The organism is Chryseolinea sp. T2 (assembly GCF_037203685.1).
GTDB lineage: Bacteria > Bacteroidota > Bacteroidia > Cytophagales > Cyclobacteriaceae > Chryseolinea.
The window spans coordinates 523,020-538,172 of record NZ_JBBCAU010000001.1; the positions used below are offsets into that span (position 1 = coordinate 523,020).

The following is a 15,153-nucleotide window of genomic DNA, read 5'->3' on the forward strand; positions in this document are numbered from 1 at the left end:
AATGAAATTAGCAGTAGTAGGCGCCACTGGTTTAGTGGGCCAGGAAATCCTGAAAGTTTTAGAGGAAAGGAGCTTTCCTTTTGATGAGCTTTATCTTATCGCATCGCCAAAGTCTGTTGGACAAAAAATGAAGTTCAAGGGTAAGGAGTACACGGTAAAGGGGATTGAAGAAGGCGCTAAGCTGGGAGCTGACATTGCTATTTTCTCAGCTGGCGGTGGAACCTCACTTGAGTGGGCACCGAAGTATGCTGAAGCTGGTACGATCGTTATCGACAACTCGTCAGCATGGAGAATGGACCCTACGAAGAAGTTGATCGTTCCTGAAATCAATGGACATCAGCTTTCCATCGATGACCGTATCATCGCTAACCCTAACTGTTCGACAATCCAGATGGTGTTGGTGCTTGCTCCACTCCATGTAAAATACAAACTGAAGCGTATCGTTGTTTCTACCTATCAGTCCGTAACTGGTACTGGCAAAGATGCCGTTCAGCAAATGATGGACGAGCGCAAAGGCGTAAATGGACCTAAGGTTTATCCTCACCAGATCGATATGAACGCATTGCCTCATATCGACTCTTTCCTTGACAATGGTTACACCAAGGAGGAAATGAAGATGGTGAATGAAACACGAAAGATCCTTAGCGATAACAAGATCGGCGTTACCTCTACAACGGTTCGTATACCGGCAATTGGTGGTCACTCTGAAGCAGTGAACGTTGAATTCGAAGAGGATTTCAACCTCAGCGAAGTTCGCTCGATCCTTTCCACTACACCTGGTGTGATTGTACAGGATGATCCTAAGAACAACGTATACCCTATGCCTATCACATCGCATAACCGCGATGAAGTATTCGTAGGTCGTATCCGTCGCGATGAGTCACAGCCGAACACACTGAATCTTTGGATCGTTGCCGACAACCTGCGCAAGGGAGCTGCAACCAACGCTGTTCAGATCGCCGAGTTCATGATGGAGAAAAGTCTGGTGTACTAATCTGAACTGAACATCGTCGCCAATGCGACGAAATCATAATAAAGAGGCTGCCTGAAGAGGTGGCCTCTTTTGTTTTTGAAAAACTTATCCGGGCTTGCCCCAGCCACCGCCGCCCGGAGTCTCGATGATGAGCTTGTCTCCCGGTTTCACGGAGAATCCTGTTGTGCCTTTTAGTCTTCTCACCTCACCATTGCTTACGAGCTGTTGCCTTCCTGGACTTCCAGCATGTCCGCCAGCAACACCATATGGCACTTCATTTCTATGCTGCGACAATATGTTTACCTCAAGCGCATCGTTGAAGAGGAATACTCGTTTTACACCATTGCCACCTTTCCGTTTCCCTTTGCCTCCGGAGTTTTTGCGTACGCTGAATTCTTCGAGTCGCACGGGATACTTTAATTCAAGAATTTCAGGATCAGTGATCCGCGTGTTGGTCATGTGTGTATGAACAGCGTCTGCACCATCGGCATAGCTGGTGGCACCAGCACCACCACAGATGGTTTCATAATAACCGAATCGCTCGTTACCAAACAAGAGATTGTTCATGGTACCCTGACTGCAGGCAACAAGACCAAAGGCTTTTAATAATGTATCGGTTAGACGCTGACTGACTTCGGTATTGCCACCAACAACAGCGGGTCCTTCATTCGTACGAATGGTGCGCTGTTGGTGATCGCTATGTTGAACAGCGTTTGGCTTACGTGACTTAGTAATGGGTGATCTATTCAGTCCAGTTGAAAAGTCAGGGTTTAACATTCCCATTGGTATCAGAAGCCTTACATGCTCGAACAGACCTTCATTAAGTGGCATCACCTCGCCGACCAGCAAGCGGAGAACATAGAGAACTACGCTGTTAACTATAGCTACCGTTGCGTTGAGGTTTCCCGGATGAACTTTGCCGGTTCCGGTAAAATCAATGAGCAATGTGCCATTGCGTTTACTGATCGACACTTGAAGTTTACTTCCATCGTCGAGGAATTCAGTGGACTGATACCGTGACCTGAGTAGCAAAATTTTCCTATGCATTAGCGAGGCGGCATGCAATCTGATCTCACGCATATAACGTGTAACCTGCCCACGCGTGTGATTGCGACACAACTGCTCCAGTCCGGAAGCACCGAGCATCAATGCGGCAAGTCCACCGTTCAAATCCGCGAGGTTCTCATCAGGGGAGCGCGAGGGGTAAAGGGCATCTTTTAAAAGTCTTTCAATGCTGCCCCATTGAGGCACGCCTCTTCGAACAAGATGGGTAGGATGAATGATCACCCCTTCTTCTTCAAGAACTTTCGCATCTGCTGGCATTGATCCGGGCTTCTTTCCCCCAATCTCAGCATGATGGGCCCGGTTTACAACGTATCCTATAAGCGCACCTTTGAAATAAACGGGCTTAATCAAAGTTATGTCCGGAAGATGCGATCCGCCGAATGCGGGATGGTTGGTTATGATCACGTCGCCTTCCTGCATACTAACAACTTTCTTCACTTCCCTCACACATACACCCAGGCTTCCAAGGTGTACAGGAATGTGAGGCGCATTGACAATGAGATATCCGTCGGCATCCAGCAAAGCGCACGAGAAGTCAAGGCGTTCCTTAACGTTTACCGAAAACGAACTTCGCTGTAGCAGACTGCCCATGTCTTCAACGAGTGAAGTAAACCGGTTGGTGAACAAGGTGAGATTCGCGGCGGTTGCGACATGCGCCTTTCGATCACTCTTATTCTGAGCCTTCAATGGAAGGAGCAATCCATTGTTGTTCCTGTCAAGCTCAAACGACCAATCTTTCTCAACATAGGTAGTAGAATTTCGGCTTATGACTAATGCAGGACCTTTTACGTATGCTCCGGGTTTAAGCGATTCCCAGATGTAAACGGCTTGCCGCGATCCTTTTAAGCTTCGCGAAGAAGTCTTTTCCGATTCCTTCGGCGAGTACCGCTTAAGTTGCCCAACCTGACGTCGACCGGTTTGCCGGCCTTCCCTTACTAATACCCGGATAGATTCAACTTCAATTGGTCTATGTGGCAGGTAATGTCCGTAAACCTCCTTGTATCTCCTCTTGAATTGACCGACGATAAGTTTAGGATCGGTTACCGTTACCTCCAAGGATGTTTCCTGTCCTCCCAACCGGAGAAAAATCAACCGCTCTATCTCGATCGGATTGGATTGGGGCAACAAGCCATCAGTTTCACGAACGAGCGAGCTAAAGTGATCTTCAAGCTCCGGAAGAATTTTATCAAGGGGAGTGATCAGGAGCTTTTCGCGCATGTGCTCCATTCGGGCGGCGCCAATTCCAAACGCACTTAGCAAACCTGCATCGTAAGGAACAATGATCTTTTTCATTTCAAGCAACGTGGCCAGTGCGCAGGCGTGTTGTCCCCCTGCGCCACCAAAACATAACAGGCTGTATTCGCCGGGATCATGACCTTTTTGAACCGATATTTTTCGAATGGCTTCGGCCATTTTCTCATTAGCGATCTCGATAAGCGAGAGCATCATTTCCCGTTTGCTCATGCGTTTCCCCTTAGAGATTATATTAGCGTGCAACGCATCAGCTGCTTTATCAGATGCAATGACGTCGATGGGAATAGCAAAGTAAGCCGCTGAAACTCTTGCCAGCAGCAGGTTTATATCAGTGACGGTTAAAGGTCCTCCCTTGCCATAACAGGCAGGGCCAGGATTTGCTCCCGCACTTTGCGGACCAACAAGCAGCTGATATCCATCGAATGAACAAATGGATCCACCGCCAGTGGCGATGGTTTCAATAGCAAGTGATGGCGACAATATTCGCTGGCCACCAACCACGCATTCGAACTGGTAGTCCAGTTTGTTTGCACATCGCGAAACATCCGTGCTGGTGCCGCCCATGTCGAACGTTATAATATTGTTCTCCCCCGACAACCGGGCCTTTTCAAGTGCACCGACGACACCTCCGGCGGGTCCGCTCAATAGGCTGTCCTTTGGTTGAAAGTTGTCGAGTTCCAGAAGACCTCCTGCGCTGGACATGACTTTAATGGAGGCACTATTCAACTCTTTCCTGATGCGATTCAGATACTGGCGAACAACAGGATCAAGATAGGCGTTGACCACTGAAGTTTGCGCCCGGGGGAGAATCTTGAGCTGTCCCGACAACTCGTGGGAAAGCGATACGTAATTGAAACCCGCGGCGGCCAGCAATCGTCCCAACAATAATTCGTGAACAGGATTAGCATAGCTGTTCAGCAACGCAACGGCTACTGATTCAACCCTGTTCCGACGCAATTTCTTCACAATTTCAGAAACAGAATCCTCAATCAGTGGTGTAAGTACTTCTCCTTTGCCTGTTATGCGTTCGTTGATTTCAAGAACAACCTGATATACGTTGTCGGGCTTTTTGATTGAAAGACTAAAGAGATCGGGTCGTTGCTGATTTCCGATTACAAGCAAATCCTTAAAACCTTTTGTTACGAGCAGCGCCGTGCGTGCGCCTTTCTTTTCCAGCAAGGCGTTCGTGCCGCGCGTTGAACCTAGCTTCATTTCCAGTGCAGGAAAAGCAGTACCGATCGGTGTTTGTGTAAGCAAACGCGCTGCAAATACGGGCACTTCCTCTTCGGTGAACAGATCCAGAGTTGTTACATTGCTGGCCCCTGTAACAGGACGATCAACGTTTATCAAATTCCCATCCGCTTCGCTGGACGTTACTAAACGAACAGATTTTCCTATACGCACCTTGTATCCCCTGAGCGTGTTTTGATGAAGCGATAGCGGCAGTTGAATCCTGATGACAGTCGCATTCACCGAGATGATGGGAACCCTGAGCAAACTGCTGCTTAGTACCTTAAGACGTAAGATCTTGCCGGATGGATCTGTTGAAATGCAGTCGGTAAAAGTACCTCCAGTATCGATCCAGATCCTCCAGGCATTTACGCTCATGATGCGGTAGCTTCTTTGAAGCGCTTATAGTGCGCAACGGCCTCCCTAAGCGTCGTATAAGACACCCCGCGCCGTTCATTTTGCTGCGCAATCACGAAAATGTTGTGCCAGTGCCTGAACAACACACCGAACGCTTTCCTCAATGAATAACCGGGATGATAGATGTGTGCAGGCTCAGCACCACATCCGTTGAGTTCCATGATTTTTATCTGCCCGGTGTACAGGTCTGCAATACTTGCGCACCGAAGATCAAACCGGCCGAAATAGAATTCAGGAATTTGCTGGCTGATCACATCAAACGCATGGTCGAGCTTTGAATTCATCAGGTGAGTGCCATCGAGAAACTTGGTGCCCAGGCAATGATTGCCAATCGATACAAGTTCGATACGTTGGCCTTGGGGAACAACCAAATCAAGGCTTTCACGAAAGGCAGTGCTTAGCGAATCCCATTGAAGCTTGGCGCGGTCGAGGTTCAGAATAAGTTGCCTCAGTGTACTGGATCCGTCGCCGGTAATAGCCAGCATTTCTTTCATTACCACAGAGGTAACGTGGCCCTTTTTCGAGTTCGGAAACCGCGTATAGAATATCCCGAATTCAAGAGGAAGATCAACATATTCCTGAATGAGAAAGTTGAATTGCTGATGGCCAAGATATTTTATCATGTCATCCTCGCTTTCAATTTTCTTAACCATGAATCCACGCTCGCCGATGTCGGGTTTAACGATAACCGGGAATTTCAAGTGTCGATCTGCCATGTCGTTGAGTATGGTTTCGACAGATGCCGGCAAGTTTACCAGTATGGTTACGGGTATATACTGCGCTGGAACCTTTTGCAGGACATCATATTTGGATTCCCCAAACATGCCCCCCATCGTTATGCCCGGATTAGAGGCTGAGAAGAACACCAATGACCTCGCACGAAGCGACAACCATGCGAAATAGATAAAGACTGGAAACTGAACAATCCCGAATGGCCAATACTCCCAACTTCTCAGCTTGATGAAGAAATTGCTTCTCAAGACCTTATCGCGCAATGAATTCGACATCGAACGTCAATGTGAAGACACGGATTCCTGATAGCGGATGGTGGATGCAGCGATACCAAAATCGGCTGGCAGCTCAAGATAATTTGCAATTTCACGAACACCGATCTTAATGATCGCCATATGATGGACTGCATGTTCGATATTGTAAACCAATTCGCGCATCGCGGTTGTTTCGACTGTCACGAAATTGTCGTTGGCTACATCGTACCCGACCTCCAGCAGGAGGGGTTTCTCACACATACTTTCCACGACCCTTCTGATACGTTCTATAGTTGACAGAGCAACGAGCTTATCGTTTTCAATAAGCCTGTCGTGTAAACGCTTGTCATAGTTGACAACTCCTCCTTCAATTCCCTTTTCAAGGCATAGAAAGAATTCGAGCGTATGCCGAACGTGCTGACCAACGGTTGAATTACTCAACGTCGTCGCAGGACGCGTGAAATCCTCATCGCGCATCACTCGCAGTAAGTCGGTAAGCTGCTTTAGTATGTTTGTACAGGCCAGGGTAAGCTCCATGTGGGCAACAAAATTTTTCGAAGTTAAACGAAAAGCGACCACAATTAAAAACTCATAAATCCAAAACATTCCTGTGCACCAAGTCCCTGTGGCCGTCGGGCATCATTGTGTATATACGAACTACAAACGAATTTGGATTACCATCGTGCGAAGAATGTACTGCTTATAGTATAATATGTAACTAAGAATTCGGATGGCCAGAATTCAAATTGCTATCTTTATCCAAATAGCATACCATTATATGAAGCCATGGATTTTGTTATTCATTACAGGCTCGGCCTTTGGTCAGCAAGCCGATATTACCAACAGAACTGGGCAATTTGTTCAACACTTATCACCGGCCCTAAGGGAAAAGGCTCAGTATAAATTCGATGATGCGGAGCGATTCAACTGGCATTTCGTCCCCCGCTCGAGAAATGGTGTTTCATTGCGTGATCTCAGCGCCGACCAGCGGACAGCAGTGTTCGGGTTGCTGAAGGTTAGTCTGAGTGAGCAAGGCTACAGAAAAGCAACGAGCATCGTCGATCATGAAAACATACTGAGGGAAGTCGAGGGACGAAACAGTGATGATCGTTATCGTGATCCTCTAAACTACTATGTAACCGTCTTTGGTCAGCCTGGGGCAAGCGGCGTCTGGGCCTGGCGTTTCGAGGGACATCATGTTGCTCTGAATTTTACAACCATAAATGATCGGCTTGAATCTTCCACGCCCTCGTTTTTTGGTTCAAACCCTGCCATCGTAAAAAACGGTCCGGAGCGCGGAAAACAAATTTTATCGGAAGAAAGTAATCGCGGATTTGATCTGATAAACGCTCTCGATCCGGATCAATTAAAGAAGGCCATGATTGCAGAACAGGCACTTCCTGACATCGTTTCATTTAATTCAAGGAAGGCGGAGCCTGTAACTCCCGCCGGCATCTCATACCGCGAACTAAGTGATAAACAACAAAAGATGTTGTTGACATTGCTCGACGTTTATGTAAACAATTATACCCTTGGATTTTCAAAGAAACTGATGGCGAAGATTCAAAAGGCCGGAGTTGATAACCTGTCATTCGCGTGGGCCGGAAGCACTAAGGAAGGAGCAGCCTATTACTATCGTATTCAGGGACCAATGTTGTTAATCGAACTCGACAATACTCAAAACAATGCGAATCACGTCCACTCTGTCGTTCGCGATCTCACAAATGACTTTGCCGACGATATTTTAAAAGAGCACTATCAAAAGGAACACAACCCTAAATGACCGGCTGAATTTGTAGACGAGACGATGTTCTTTTCGCGATAACAACTATATTGTTTCGTATCATTCCCATTTACGACACCGGACAGGTGGTTCACCATTCTATGCATACTTACAAACTTGCTTTCATCAGCAGCATGTTGCTGTTGTTTACTGCTGCTATTGATGCCAGTGCGCAGTCTAAAAAAGTCAACGCCAACAAGGCCGCGGTGATCTCTTCAATCGATAAACGATCTGCGGATCTGATCAGGATCAGCGATGAAATATGGGCAAATGCCGAGACGGCCCTTCGCGAAACAAAGTCTGCACAGGCACTTGCTGACTACGCCGAGGCACAGGGCTTCGCTGTTCGTCGCGGAGTGGCCTCGATGCCAACTGCCTTCATAGCAGAATACGGCAACGGCAAACCGATCATTGGAATAATGGGAGAGTACGATGCACTTCCGGGTATTTCGCAAAAAGCACAACCAGTAAAGGAACCCCTTCAGATTGGTGGTGCCGGCCATGGCTGCGGACACAATCTCTTTGGAGTCGGCAGTCTTGCTGCTGCTGTATCAATAAAAGAGTTATTGGCTTCCGGCAAACTCAAAGGCACAGTAAGATTTTATGGAACACCGGCAGAAGAAGCTGTTGGAGGGAAGATCTATATGGCTCGTGAGGGCCTGTTCAAAGACCTCGATGTGTGCCTTGACTGGCATCCGGCGGAAGAGATTGCGGCAAACATCCAAAGCTCTCAGGCAATGGTGGATTTTGTAGTTGAGTTTAAAGGCAAAGCTGCACATGCCGCTGCCGATCCATGGAATGGCCGCAGTGCTCTTGATGGTGTAGAGCTGTTTCTTGATGGCGTGAACATGTTGAGAGAGCATGTTCAGCCTAGTGTGCGCATGCACTATGTGATCAAAGATGGCGGTGATGTACCAAACGTTGTTCCCGAACATGCTGCGATATGGATGTGGGTCCGTGACTCTAAGCGATCAGGCGTTGAATCTGTATTTACGCGCGTAAAAGAAATAGCTAAAGGTGCAGGCCTGATGGCAGGCGTCGAAAGCAGTGTAAGAGTCCAATCCGGCGATTATGAAATTCTCATTAATCAACATGGAGCTGAAGCACTTCAGAAAAACATTGAAGCGCTTGGTCCTATTACGTACACGCCAGAAGAGATAGCCTTCGCTAAAAAGATACAGGAGGTGAGTGAAGTTGATCAAACCGGACTCGATGGATCCGTTCATCCGCTTCAAAAAACCAAAGATGACCCCGAGGGAGGCTCAACTGATGTAGGTGATATCAGCTGGATTGTACCTGAAATCACAATTAATGTAACAACCGCCCCTATTAAAGCACCATGGCATTCGTGGGCAGTGGTCGCCTGTGGAGGAATGTCTATTGGCCACAAGGGAATGTTATATGCCGGCAAAGCGTTAGGAACAACTATGGTTGACCTATTCGAAAACGAGCAATTGAGAAATAACATTCGCGACGAGTTCGAGAAGAGGCGCAACGGCCACATACACAAGGCCTATATACCGGATGGTCCGCCGCCACTGCCGGGCAAGAAATAGGCTTCACACGATTGTTTTCGGGCTTTCTATATACCCGCAATTCATCACAAAACTTTTATCAGCCGCCTGTGATGATTCTGATCATTTTGCAAGTTAAAAGACCCACTTAACTTGCTGCTTCAAAATTCATTATATGGGGCATAAGCTTCTTGTGTTTGATACACATCCGGTTCAATATAGAGTGCCGATCTGGCAGCAAATGTCAGTCGATATGCCAGGTTCAGTACACGTAGTGTATGCGTCGGATTGTTCCGTGCGGGGAAGGGTGGACAAGGAATTTGGGATTGCATTTTCATGGGACGTTCCGATGATGGCCGGCTATGAACACACCGTATTAAATTGTGAAAAAGGAACACCTCTTGCAGGTTGGGGTACACTCACCGGCGAAGGCGTAAGGGAACAAATCGAACTGCACAAGCCCGATGCCATACTGCTCGGTGGTTTTAACTATCGCTATGATGCAGTTGTTTATATGAATGCGAAGCGTATGGGCATTCCGTTATGGCTGAGATGCGAAACACAGGATCATTGCTTCCCCCGTTCAAAGGCAAAAAGCATCGTTCGGTCTTTGCTCTACACCACGCTTTACAAGGGGATCGACAAGATATTCTACATTGGTGAATTAAATAAGCAGCATTACCTCAACCACGGCGTTCCTGAAAGTAAGCTAACCCCTGCAAGGTACTTCACAGTAGATCGCTTTGCTGAATTGAGCAAAGAGGAAAAGTCGTCACTGAGAAAGACTCAGCGAGAGAAGGCCGGCATTGCAGAGAACGCCTTTGTTATAGGCTTTTCGGGAAAATTGATCGAGAAGAAGAACCCAAAGATTTTATATGAGATGCAGGAATATCTTCCTGCGGAATTGCGCTCCCGGATTCACCTGTATTTTATGGGCAGCGGTGAACTGGAGAAAGACCTGCGCGCGTTAACAGTGGAGGCTGAACGTAAGTATGGGTCAAAAGCTTTTTTCAGTGGGTTCGTCAATCAGTCGCAGCTTGCCGGCCATTACCTGGCAATGGATCTAATGGTACTCCCCTCAAGAAAAATGGGAGAGACCTGGGGACTGGTGACAAATGAAGCAATGCAAAGCGGAGCAGGCGTTATTGCCAGTGATTCAGTGGGTAGCTCTGCTGACTTTGGGAACTGGAAGCAATTCAGAGTGTTTAAGGATGGTGATCCAAAAGCGCTCGCGGACGCAGTAGTGTCGCTTGCAAAATTTGAACGCAATTACGACTGGGCTCTTGCCGGACTTGAGACTTATTCTGTTAAGCAAACATCCGATGCGTTCATAAACGCATTCTAGATAGCGTTTCCTTACTCTACATACAGCACGAGTCCCTTAAGATACTCGCCTTCCGGGTGAAATAGTGACACCGGATGATCCGCCCCTTGCGTGAGGTGATGAAGTACTTTGATTTGACGACCAGCAGTGATGCCAGCCGATACAACGGTGTCATAAAATAGTTTCTTGTCGACTACCTGTGAGCACGAAAAAGTAAATAGAATTCCACCAGGACGTATAACGCGCATCGCGTCAGCGTTGAGACGCTGGTAACCCTTCACGGCCTGATGACGCGCATCGCGATGTTTGGCAAATGCAGGCGGATCGAGAACGATAACATCGTACTCGTCTTTCCTGTTCTTCATGAATTCGAAAGTATCAGATGCGAAACAAGCGTGGTGATGTACATCGAAGTGATTCAACGCAATGTTGTTTCGGGCGGTGCCTATTGCGCGCTCGGAAACGTCAACGGAATGCACCAATGATGCGCCGCCATTGATGGCATAAATCGAAAAGCCACCAGTGTAGCAGAATGTATTCAACACCCTTTTGCCATTCACATAGTTCATCAAAAGGGAACGGTTATCTCGTTGATCGAGGAAGAAGCCGGTCTTTTGACCTTCCTCCCAGTCAACGTAAAACTTGCATCCATTCTCCACTACGATGTGTGGCACTCCTCCCATGCCCTTGAGATATCCGGTAGCCGAAGCATTGTCGATGCGACCGGGCAGCGTTGAATGACTTTTATAATATATTGCCCGAAGAGAATCGTCAAATACCTTGTCCAGCGCTGCCGCGATCCGCTCCCGATCAAGGTGCATCCCTACTGAATGTGCCTGCACCACTGCCACGCCGTCGTAGTAGTCTATAATCAATCCAGGAAGACCGTCACCCTCGCCGTGGATAAGTCTGAAGCAGTTGGTATCAGGCCGTCGCACGTTTACGGCTGAACGTACCGCCAGAGCCTCAAACAGACGCTGCTCCCAAAAGCTTTCCTCCAACGGACTCTTTCCAAAGGAAAGTATACGTACGGCAATGCTGCCATGCTGATAATGGCCCATAGCCAGCACGTTGCCTTTGGCATCCAGGACTCGGACCCAGCTACCGTCGCTTATGCCTGGATCCATATGGTGAATGGCACCCGAGAACACCCAGGGATGCCGCCGCTCCATTGAGATCTCCTTTCCCTTCTTGAGTGTGATGTTTCCGGAAACAGTCATTGTAATACCGCAGATACTCTGCAGGGAGGCAAAAGTATTTAAAAATAGTCAGCAGCCACCCGGAGAATAGTTTTTCTCCCGTTCATGTATAATTTGAAAATTATTGAGCATTTGTCGGGCCAAGCCTGAACTCAAATCCGAAAACTTTCGTATTTATGATACGATTGTTGGCAAGGTGTTGACAGTTAGAAGGCTAGGACAGGCCAAACTGACAAAATAGCGGGCATTCAGTGTTTGCCTGATTTTTGATTGTCACTCCCTGGTGATGTTCCTGATAACAAAGATTTTTTTAAGACAATAGATTATTAAGAAGTATGAAAAGATTCGGTTCTCTTTTTCTCGCTGCTGTCCTTGGAAGTGTGTGCACAGTGGCATCGTATCAATGGTTCGTGAATGAGAAGTCGCCAGCCAAACTGGATTACTCAGCCACGGTACCCACATCAAAAGTGGCTTATAAGGTTGACGAGAATGGCAAAGCTATACCACTTGATTTCACAGCAGCTGCAGAGCAGGTAATGCCAGGAGTTGTTTTCATCAGATCAACGCAACAAGGCGGCGCAACACGTGGTGGTGGTGAAGAATCCAGTGAAGATCCGTTCCGCGAATTCTTTGGACCCAGAACACAACGCGGTCCAACGCAAAGTTCTGGATCCGGTGTCATCGTCAATGAGGCAGGATACATTGTAACAAACAATCACGTCGTGCAGGATGCTGATCTGATAGAAGTAACGCTGTATGACAATCGTACCATTAAGGCCGAGGTGGTTGGCACAGATCCGGATACAGACCTCGCCCTGATTAAGGTAAACCAGGAGGGGCTTCCCCACCTTTCGTTTGTTGATTCCGACAAAGCTAAGGTTGGCGAATGGGTGCTTGCCGTCGGCAATCCCTACAACCTGACGTCGACTGTAACGGCAGGGATCATCAGCGCTAAGGGAAGAAATATCAATATTCTGAGACGCAACAATGGCGAAGGAAGCACTGCTATTGAGTCATTTATTCAAACCGATGCCGCAATTAATCCGGGTAACAGCGGTGGTGCCCTTGTAGATCTGAATGGTGGATTACTCGGCATCAATACAGCAATAGCCAGCCCCACAGGCTCATATTCTGGCTACGGATTTGCTGTCCCGTCGAATATTGTGAGTAAAATCGTCGAGGATCTTATTAAATTCGGAACTGTTCAACGCGGATGGCTTGGAGTAACAGTGCAGAGTATTGACAGCTACCTGGCCAAAGAAAAGGATCTGTCTATCAACGAAGGCGCTTTTGTTACAGGCTTTGCTGAGAAGAGCTCTGCCAAAGAGTCGGGCATGAAGGAAGGAGACGTTGTCGTTCGTATCGACGAGACTCCAATTAAATCAAGTACGGCTCTTATTGAGTATATTGGTCGTCACCGTCCGGGAGATAAAGTAACAATGGTCGTTAACCGCAAAGGTAATGTCATCGATATCCCGGTAGTACTCAAGAACAGAGATGGCAAGACAACAACGGTTTCTCGCGAAGAACCGGATGCTGTAGCTGCCCTGGGCGTTCAGATGGAAGAACTCGATGCCAAAGTATTGAAGAGACTCGAACTGAGCAGCGGTGTAAAAGTAAAATCGTTGGGTGCAGGAAAGGTTTCGAAGTATACAGAGATGCGCGAAGGATTCATTGTAACTAAGGTCAACGATCAACCCATCCATTCCGTTAAGGAATTTACGGATGTGATTACAAAGAAGAAGGCGGGCGACCTGGTGATTCTTTCGGGCACATACGAAGATTTTCCGCGTGAGTTTAACTACGCATTTAGAAAGTAACAGTGTTAAAATATTTATGAGGAGACTGTTTAGAAAGGGCGAACGTGTTCGCAGCAAGATCGATGGAAAGGTGATGGAAGTGTTGAAGTACATCAAGAACAATTTTGTTGAAGTGCAATGGTTTGATCTCGAATCAAAAGAAGTTCGGATCAACACTGTCAAAGAAGACAAACTTTCGAAAGCAGCATAAGATATCGTCCACTTAGGGACGGGATCTGCTTTAGTAGTCGTTATCGGGAGCGAGCATTTTTCTCCCGATAACGATTCACTTTGAACTGATGAAAGACCTTCCGGCCGGCGACCTCCTTGTCGCTGCCATTGAAAGCGCTAACTTTGCTGTTAGTCTAATAGGATACTGCCATCAAAAAATTTGACATACCCGCCTACTATCGCTCATCCATTACGGGTAAGGTGAAGGAGGTACGCAGGAAGCGCGACTTACGTAAACGCGATTTTTCCCCTGCCACTCTCGATTTCGGGCCAGTAAAATTCTACATCGCCAGACATTTCGGCTTTTGCTATGGTGTCGAAAACGCCATCGAAATCAGTTATCGCGCACTTGAAGAAAATTCCGAACGACGCGTTTTCCTTCTTAGCCAAATGATCCACAATCAGGAGGTGAATCGTGACCTTGAAGACAGAGGCATTAGGTTTATTATGGACACTGATGGCACGCAGTTTATTCCCTGGGATCAACTCCGTCAGGACGACGTGGTTATTGTGCCGGCCTTTGGTACCACTGTTGAAATCGAGAATCTGCTTTCAGATCGCGGGATCGCAGTTGAAAAATACAATACAACCTGCCCCTTTGTCGAGAAGGTTTGGAATAGATCCGAGAAGTTGGCTCAAGGCGGTTACACGACCGTTATTCATGGAAAGCCGCGTCACGAAGAGACCCGCGCCACATTTTCACATAGTGCTCAGGGAGGTCACGCTATGGTAATCAGGGATATGAAGGAGGCAGAACTCCTGGGCTCTTACATTCGTGGTGAACGTAGTGGCGAGGACTTTCTGGAGGATTTCAAAGGCAGGTTTACACCCGGCTTTGATCCGGCTGTTCATTTGAATCGTGTTGGCGTGGTAAACCAAACCACGATGCTGGCAACAGAAACTCAGGCCATCGCGGATTACATCAGATCACAGTTGGTTACACGATACGGTCTGGAGAATGCTGCATTCCATATTGCTGACACCCGCGATACCCTTTGTTACGCAACAAACGATAACCAGGACTCTACTTACGAATTGCTCAAAACGGACGCTGATATTGCCATTGTTGTCGGTGGATACAATAGTTCAAACACCTCGCATATAGTCGAGCTTTGTGAAAAGAAGTTCCCAACGTATTTCATTAATTCAGCCGCTTCGATCCTATCTAAGGACGTTATTCAACACTTCGACTATACCACGAAAAAGTTAAAGGAGTCGCATGGATATCTTCCCAGACACAATCCCGTGAAAGTCATATTGACGAGCGGTGCCTCTTGTCCGGATACTGTCGTTGACCAGGTTATGCTAAAGATCCTGGAGTATTTTCCAGAATCACACAATGTCCAGTCTGTTATGGCTGCGTTTGAGTCTGAATAAC

11 protein-coding genes are annotated in these 15,153 nt (G+C 47.4%); 7 read left to right on the top strand and 4 right to left on the bottom strand.

The features are described 5' to 3' along the window. Position 1: 1 nt before the first annotated feature. Positions 2-994: an aspartate-semialdehyde dehydrogenase gene (locus WBG78_RS02270; RefSeq protein ID WP_337324738.1), complete on the top strand. Its 993-nt coding sequence runs from the start codon at positions 2-4 to the stop codon at positions 992-994. An 84-nt stretch (positions 995-1,078) separates the two neighbouring features. Here WBG78_RS02270 and WBG78_RS02275 read toward each other — a convergent pair whose 3' ends face one another. From WBG78_RS02275 to WBG78_RS02285, 3 genes are read right to left on the bottom strand one after another with little or no spacing between them, the layout of a single operon-like run. Beyond that, positions 1,079-4,900 carry a hydantoinase B/oxoprolinase family protein gene (locus WBG78_RS02275; RefSeq protein ID WP_337324739.1) on the bottom strand — a complete coding sequence of 1,274 codons (3,822 nt, stop codon included), beginning with the start codon at positions 4,898-4,900 and terminating at the stop codon, positions 1,079-1,081. Then, positions 4,897-5,946, bottom strand: coding sequence for a hypothetical protein (locus WBG78_RS02280; RefSeq protein WP_337324740.1), 1,050 nt, complete (start codon positions 5,944-5,946; stop codon positions 4,897-4,899). Before WBG78_RS02280 ends, WBG78_RS02275 begins: the two co-directional genes overlap by 4 nt. A gap of 6 nt (positions 5,947-5,952) precedes the next feature. Beyond that, positions 5,953-6,462 carry a hypothetical protein gene (locus WBG78_RS02285; RefSeq protein WP_337324741.1) on the bottom strand — a complete coding sequence of 170 codons (510 nt, stop codon included), beginning with the start codon at positions 6,460-6,462 and terminating at the stop codon, positions 5,953-5,955. A gap of 241 nt (positions 6,463-6,703) precedes the next feature. Between WBG78_RS02285 and WBG78_RS02290 the strand changes: the two genes are divergently transcribed. The 3 genes from WBG78_RS02290 (at position 6,704) to WBG78_RS02300 (ending at position 10,567) form a co-directional block, all read left to right on the top strand. Beyond that, positions 6,704-7,708 (top strand): DUF3500 domain-containing protein, encoded by a 1,005-nt coding sequence (locus WBG78_RS02290; RefSeq protein ID WP_337324742.1) that lies wholly within the window; start codon positions 6,704-6,706, stop codon positions 7,706-7,708. Between the two features lie 101 nt (positions 7,709-7,809). Then, positions 7,810-9,264 (top strand): amidohydrolase, encoded by a 1,455-nt coding sequence (locus WBG78_RS02295; protein ID WP_337324743.1) that lies wholly within the window; start codon positions 7,810-7,812, stop codon positions 9,262-9,264. 133 nt (positions 9,265-9,397) lie between these two features. After that, a complete protein-coding gene (locus WBG78_RS02300; RefSeq protein ID WP_337324744.1) occupies positions 9,398-10,567 on the top strand; it encodes a glycosyltransferase in 1,170 nt (389 codons plus the stop codon). 11 nt (positions 10,568-10,578) lie between these two features. On the opposite strand, the gene WBG78_RS02305 is transcribed toward WBG78_RS02300, so the two are convergent. Further along, on the bottom strand, positions 10,579-11,766 hold the full coding sequence (locus WBG78_RS02305; RefSeq protein ID WP_337324745.1) for a class I SAM-dependent rRNA methyltransferase: 1,188 nt from the start codon (positions 11,764-11,766) through the stop codon (positions 10,579-10,581). A 314-nt stretch (positions 11,767-12,080) separates the two neighbouring features. Between WBG78_RS02305 and WBG78_RS02310 the strand changes: the two genes are divergently transcribed. The 3 genes from WBG78_RS02310 to WBG78_RS02320 all read left to right on the top strand — a co-directional run bounded on the left by WBG78_RS02310 (position 12,081) and on the right by WBG78_RS02320 (position 15,152). Next, entirely contained in the window at positions 12,081-13,565 is a 1,485-nt protein-coding gene (locus WBG78_RS02310) for a Do family serine endopeptidase (protein ID WP_337324746.1), read from the top strand. Positions 13,566-13,581: 16 nt separating this feature from the next. After that, complete coding sequence (locus tag WBG78_RS02315) at positions 13,582-13,755, top strand: hypothetical protein (RefSeq protein ID WP_337324747.1); 174 nt, start codon at positions 13,582-13,584, stop codon at positions 13,753-13,755. 185 nt (positions 13,756-13,940) lie between these two features. Beyond that, a complete protein-coding gene (locus WBG78_RS02320) occupies positions 13,941-15,152 on the top strand; it encodes a 4-hydroxy-3-methylbut-2-enyl diphosphate reductase (RefSeq protein ID WP_337325282.1) in 1,212 nt (403 codons plus the stop codon). The last annotated feature ends 1 nt before the right edge of the window (position 15,153 follow it).

What these genes read in the sequence shown, in the direction of transcription:
- WBG78_RS02300 (WP_337324744.1), top strand. Translation starts at nt 9,398, where the DNA reads ATGGGGCATAAGCTTCTTGTGTTTGATACACATCCGGTTCAATATAGA.
- WBG78_RS02315 (WP_337324747.1), top strand. Translation starts at nt 13,582, where the DNA reads ATGAGGAGACTGTTTAGAAAGGGCGAACGTGTTCGCAGCAAGATCGAT.
- WBG78_RS02305 (WP_337324745.1), bottom strand. Translation starts at nt 11,766, where the DNA reads ATGACTGTTTCCGGAAACATCACACTCAAGAAGGGAAAGGAGATCTCA.
- WBG78_RS02310 (WP_337324746.1), top strand. Translation starts at nt 12,081, where the DNA reads ATGAAAAGATTCGGTTCTCTTTTTCTCGCTGCTGTCCTTGGAAGTGTG.
- WBG78_RS02280 (WP_337324740.1), bottom strand. Translation starts at nt 5,946, where the DNA reads ATGTCGAATTCATTGCGCGATAAGGTCTTGAGAAGCAATTTCTTCATC.
- WBG78_RS02285 (WP_337324741.1), bottom strand. Translation starts at nt 6,462, where the DNA reads ATGGAGCTTACCCTGGCCTGTACAAACATACTAAAGCAGCTTACCGAC.
- WBG78_RS02290 (WP_337324742.1), top strand. Translation starts at nt 6,704, where the DNA reads ATGAAGCCATGGATTTTGTTATTCATTACAGGCTCGGCCTTTGGTCAG.
- WBG78_RS02275 (WP_337324739.1), bottom strand. Translation starts at nt 4,900, where the DNA reads ATGAGCGTAAATGCCTGGAGGATCTGGATCGATACTGGAGGTACTTTT.
- WBG78_RS02295 (WP_337324743.1), top strand. Translation starts at nt 7,810, where the DNA reads ATGCATACTTACAAACTTGCTTTCATCAGCAGCATGTTGCTGTTGTTT.
- WBG78_RS02270 (WP_337324738.1), top strand. Translation starts at nt 2, where the DNA reads ATGAAATTAGCAGTAGTAGGCGCCACTGGTTTAGTGGGCCAGGAAATC.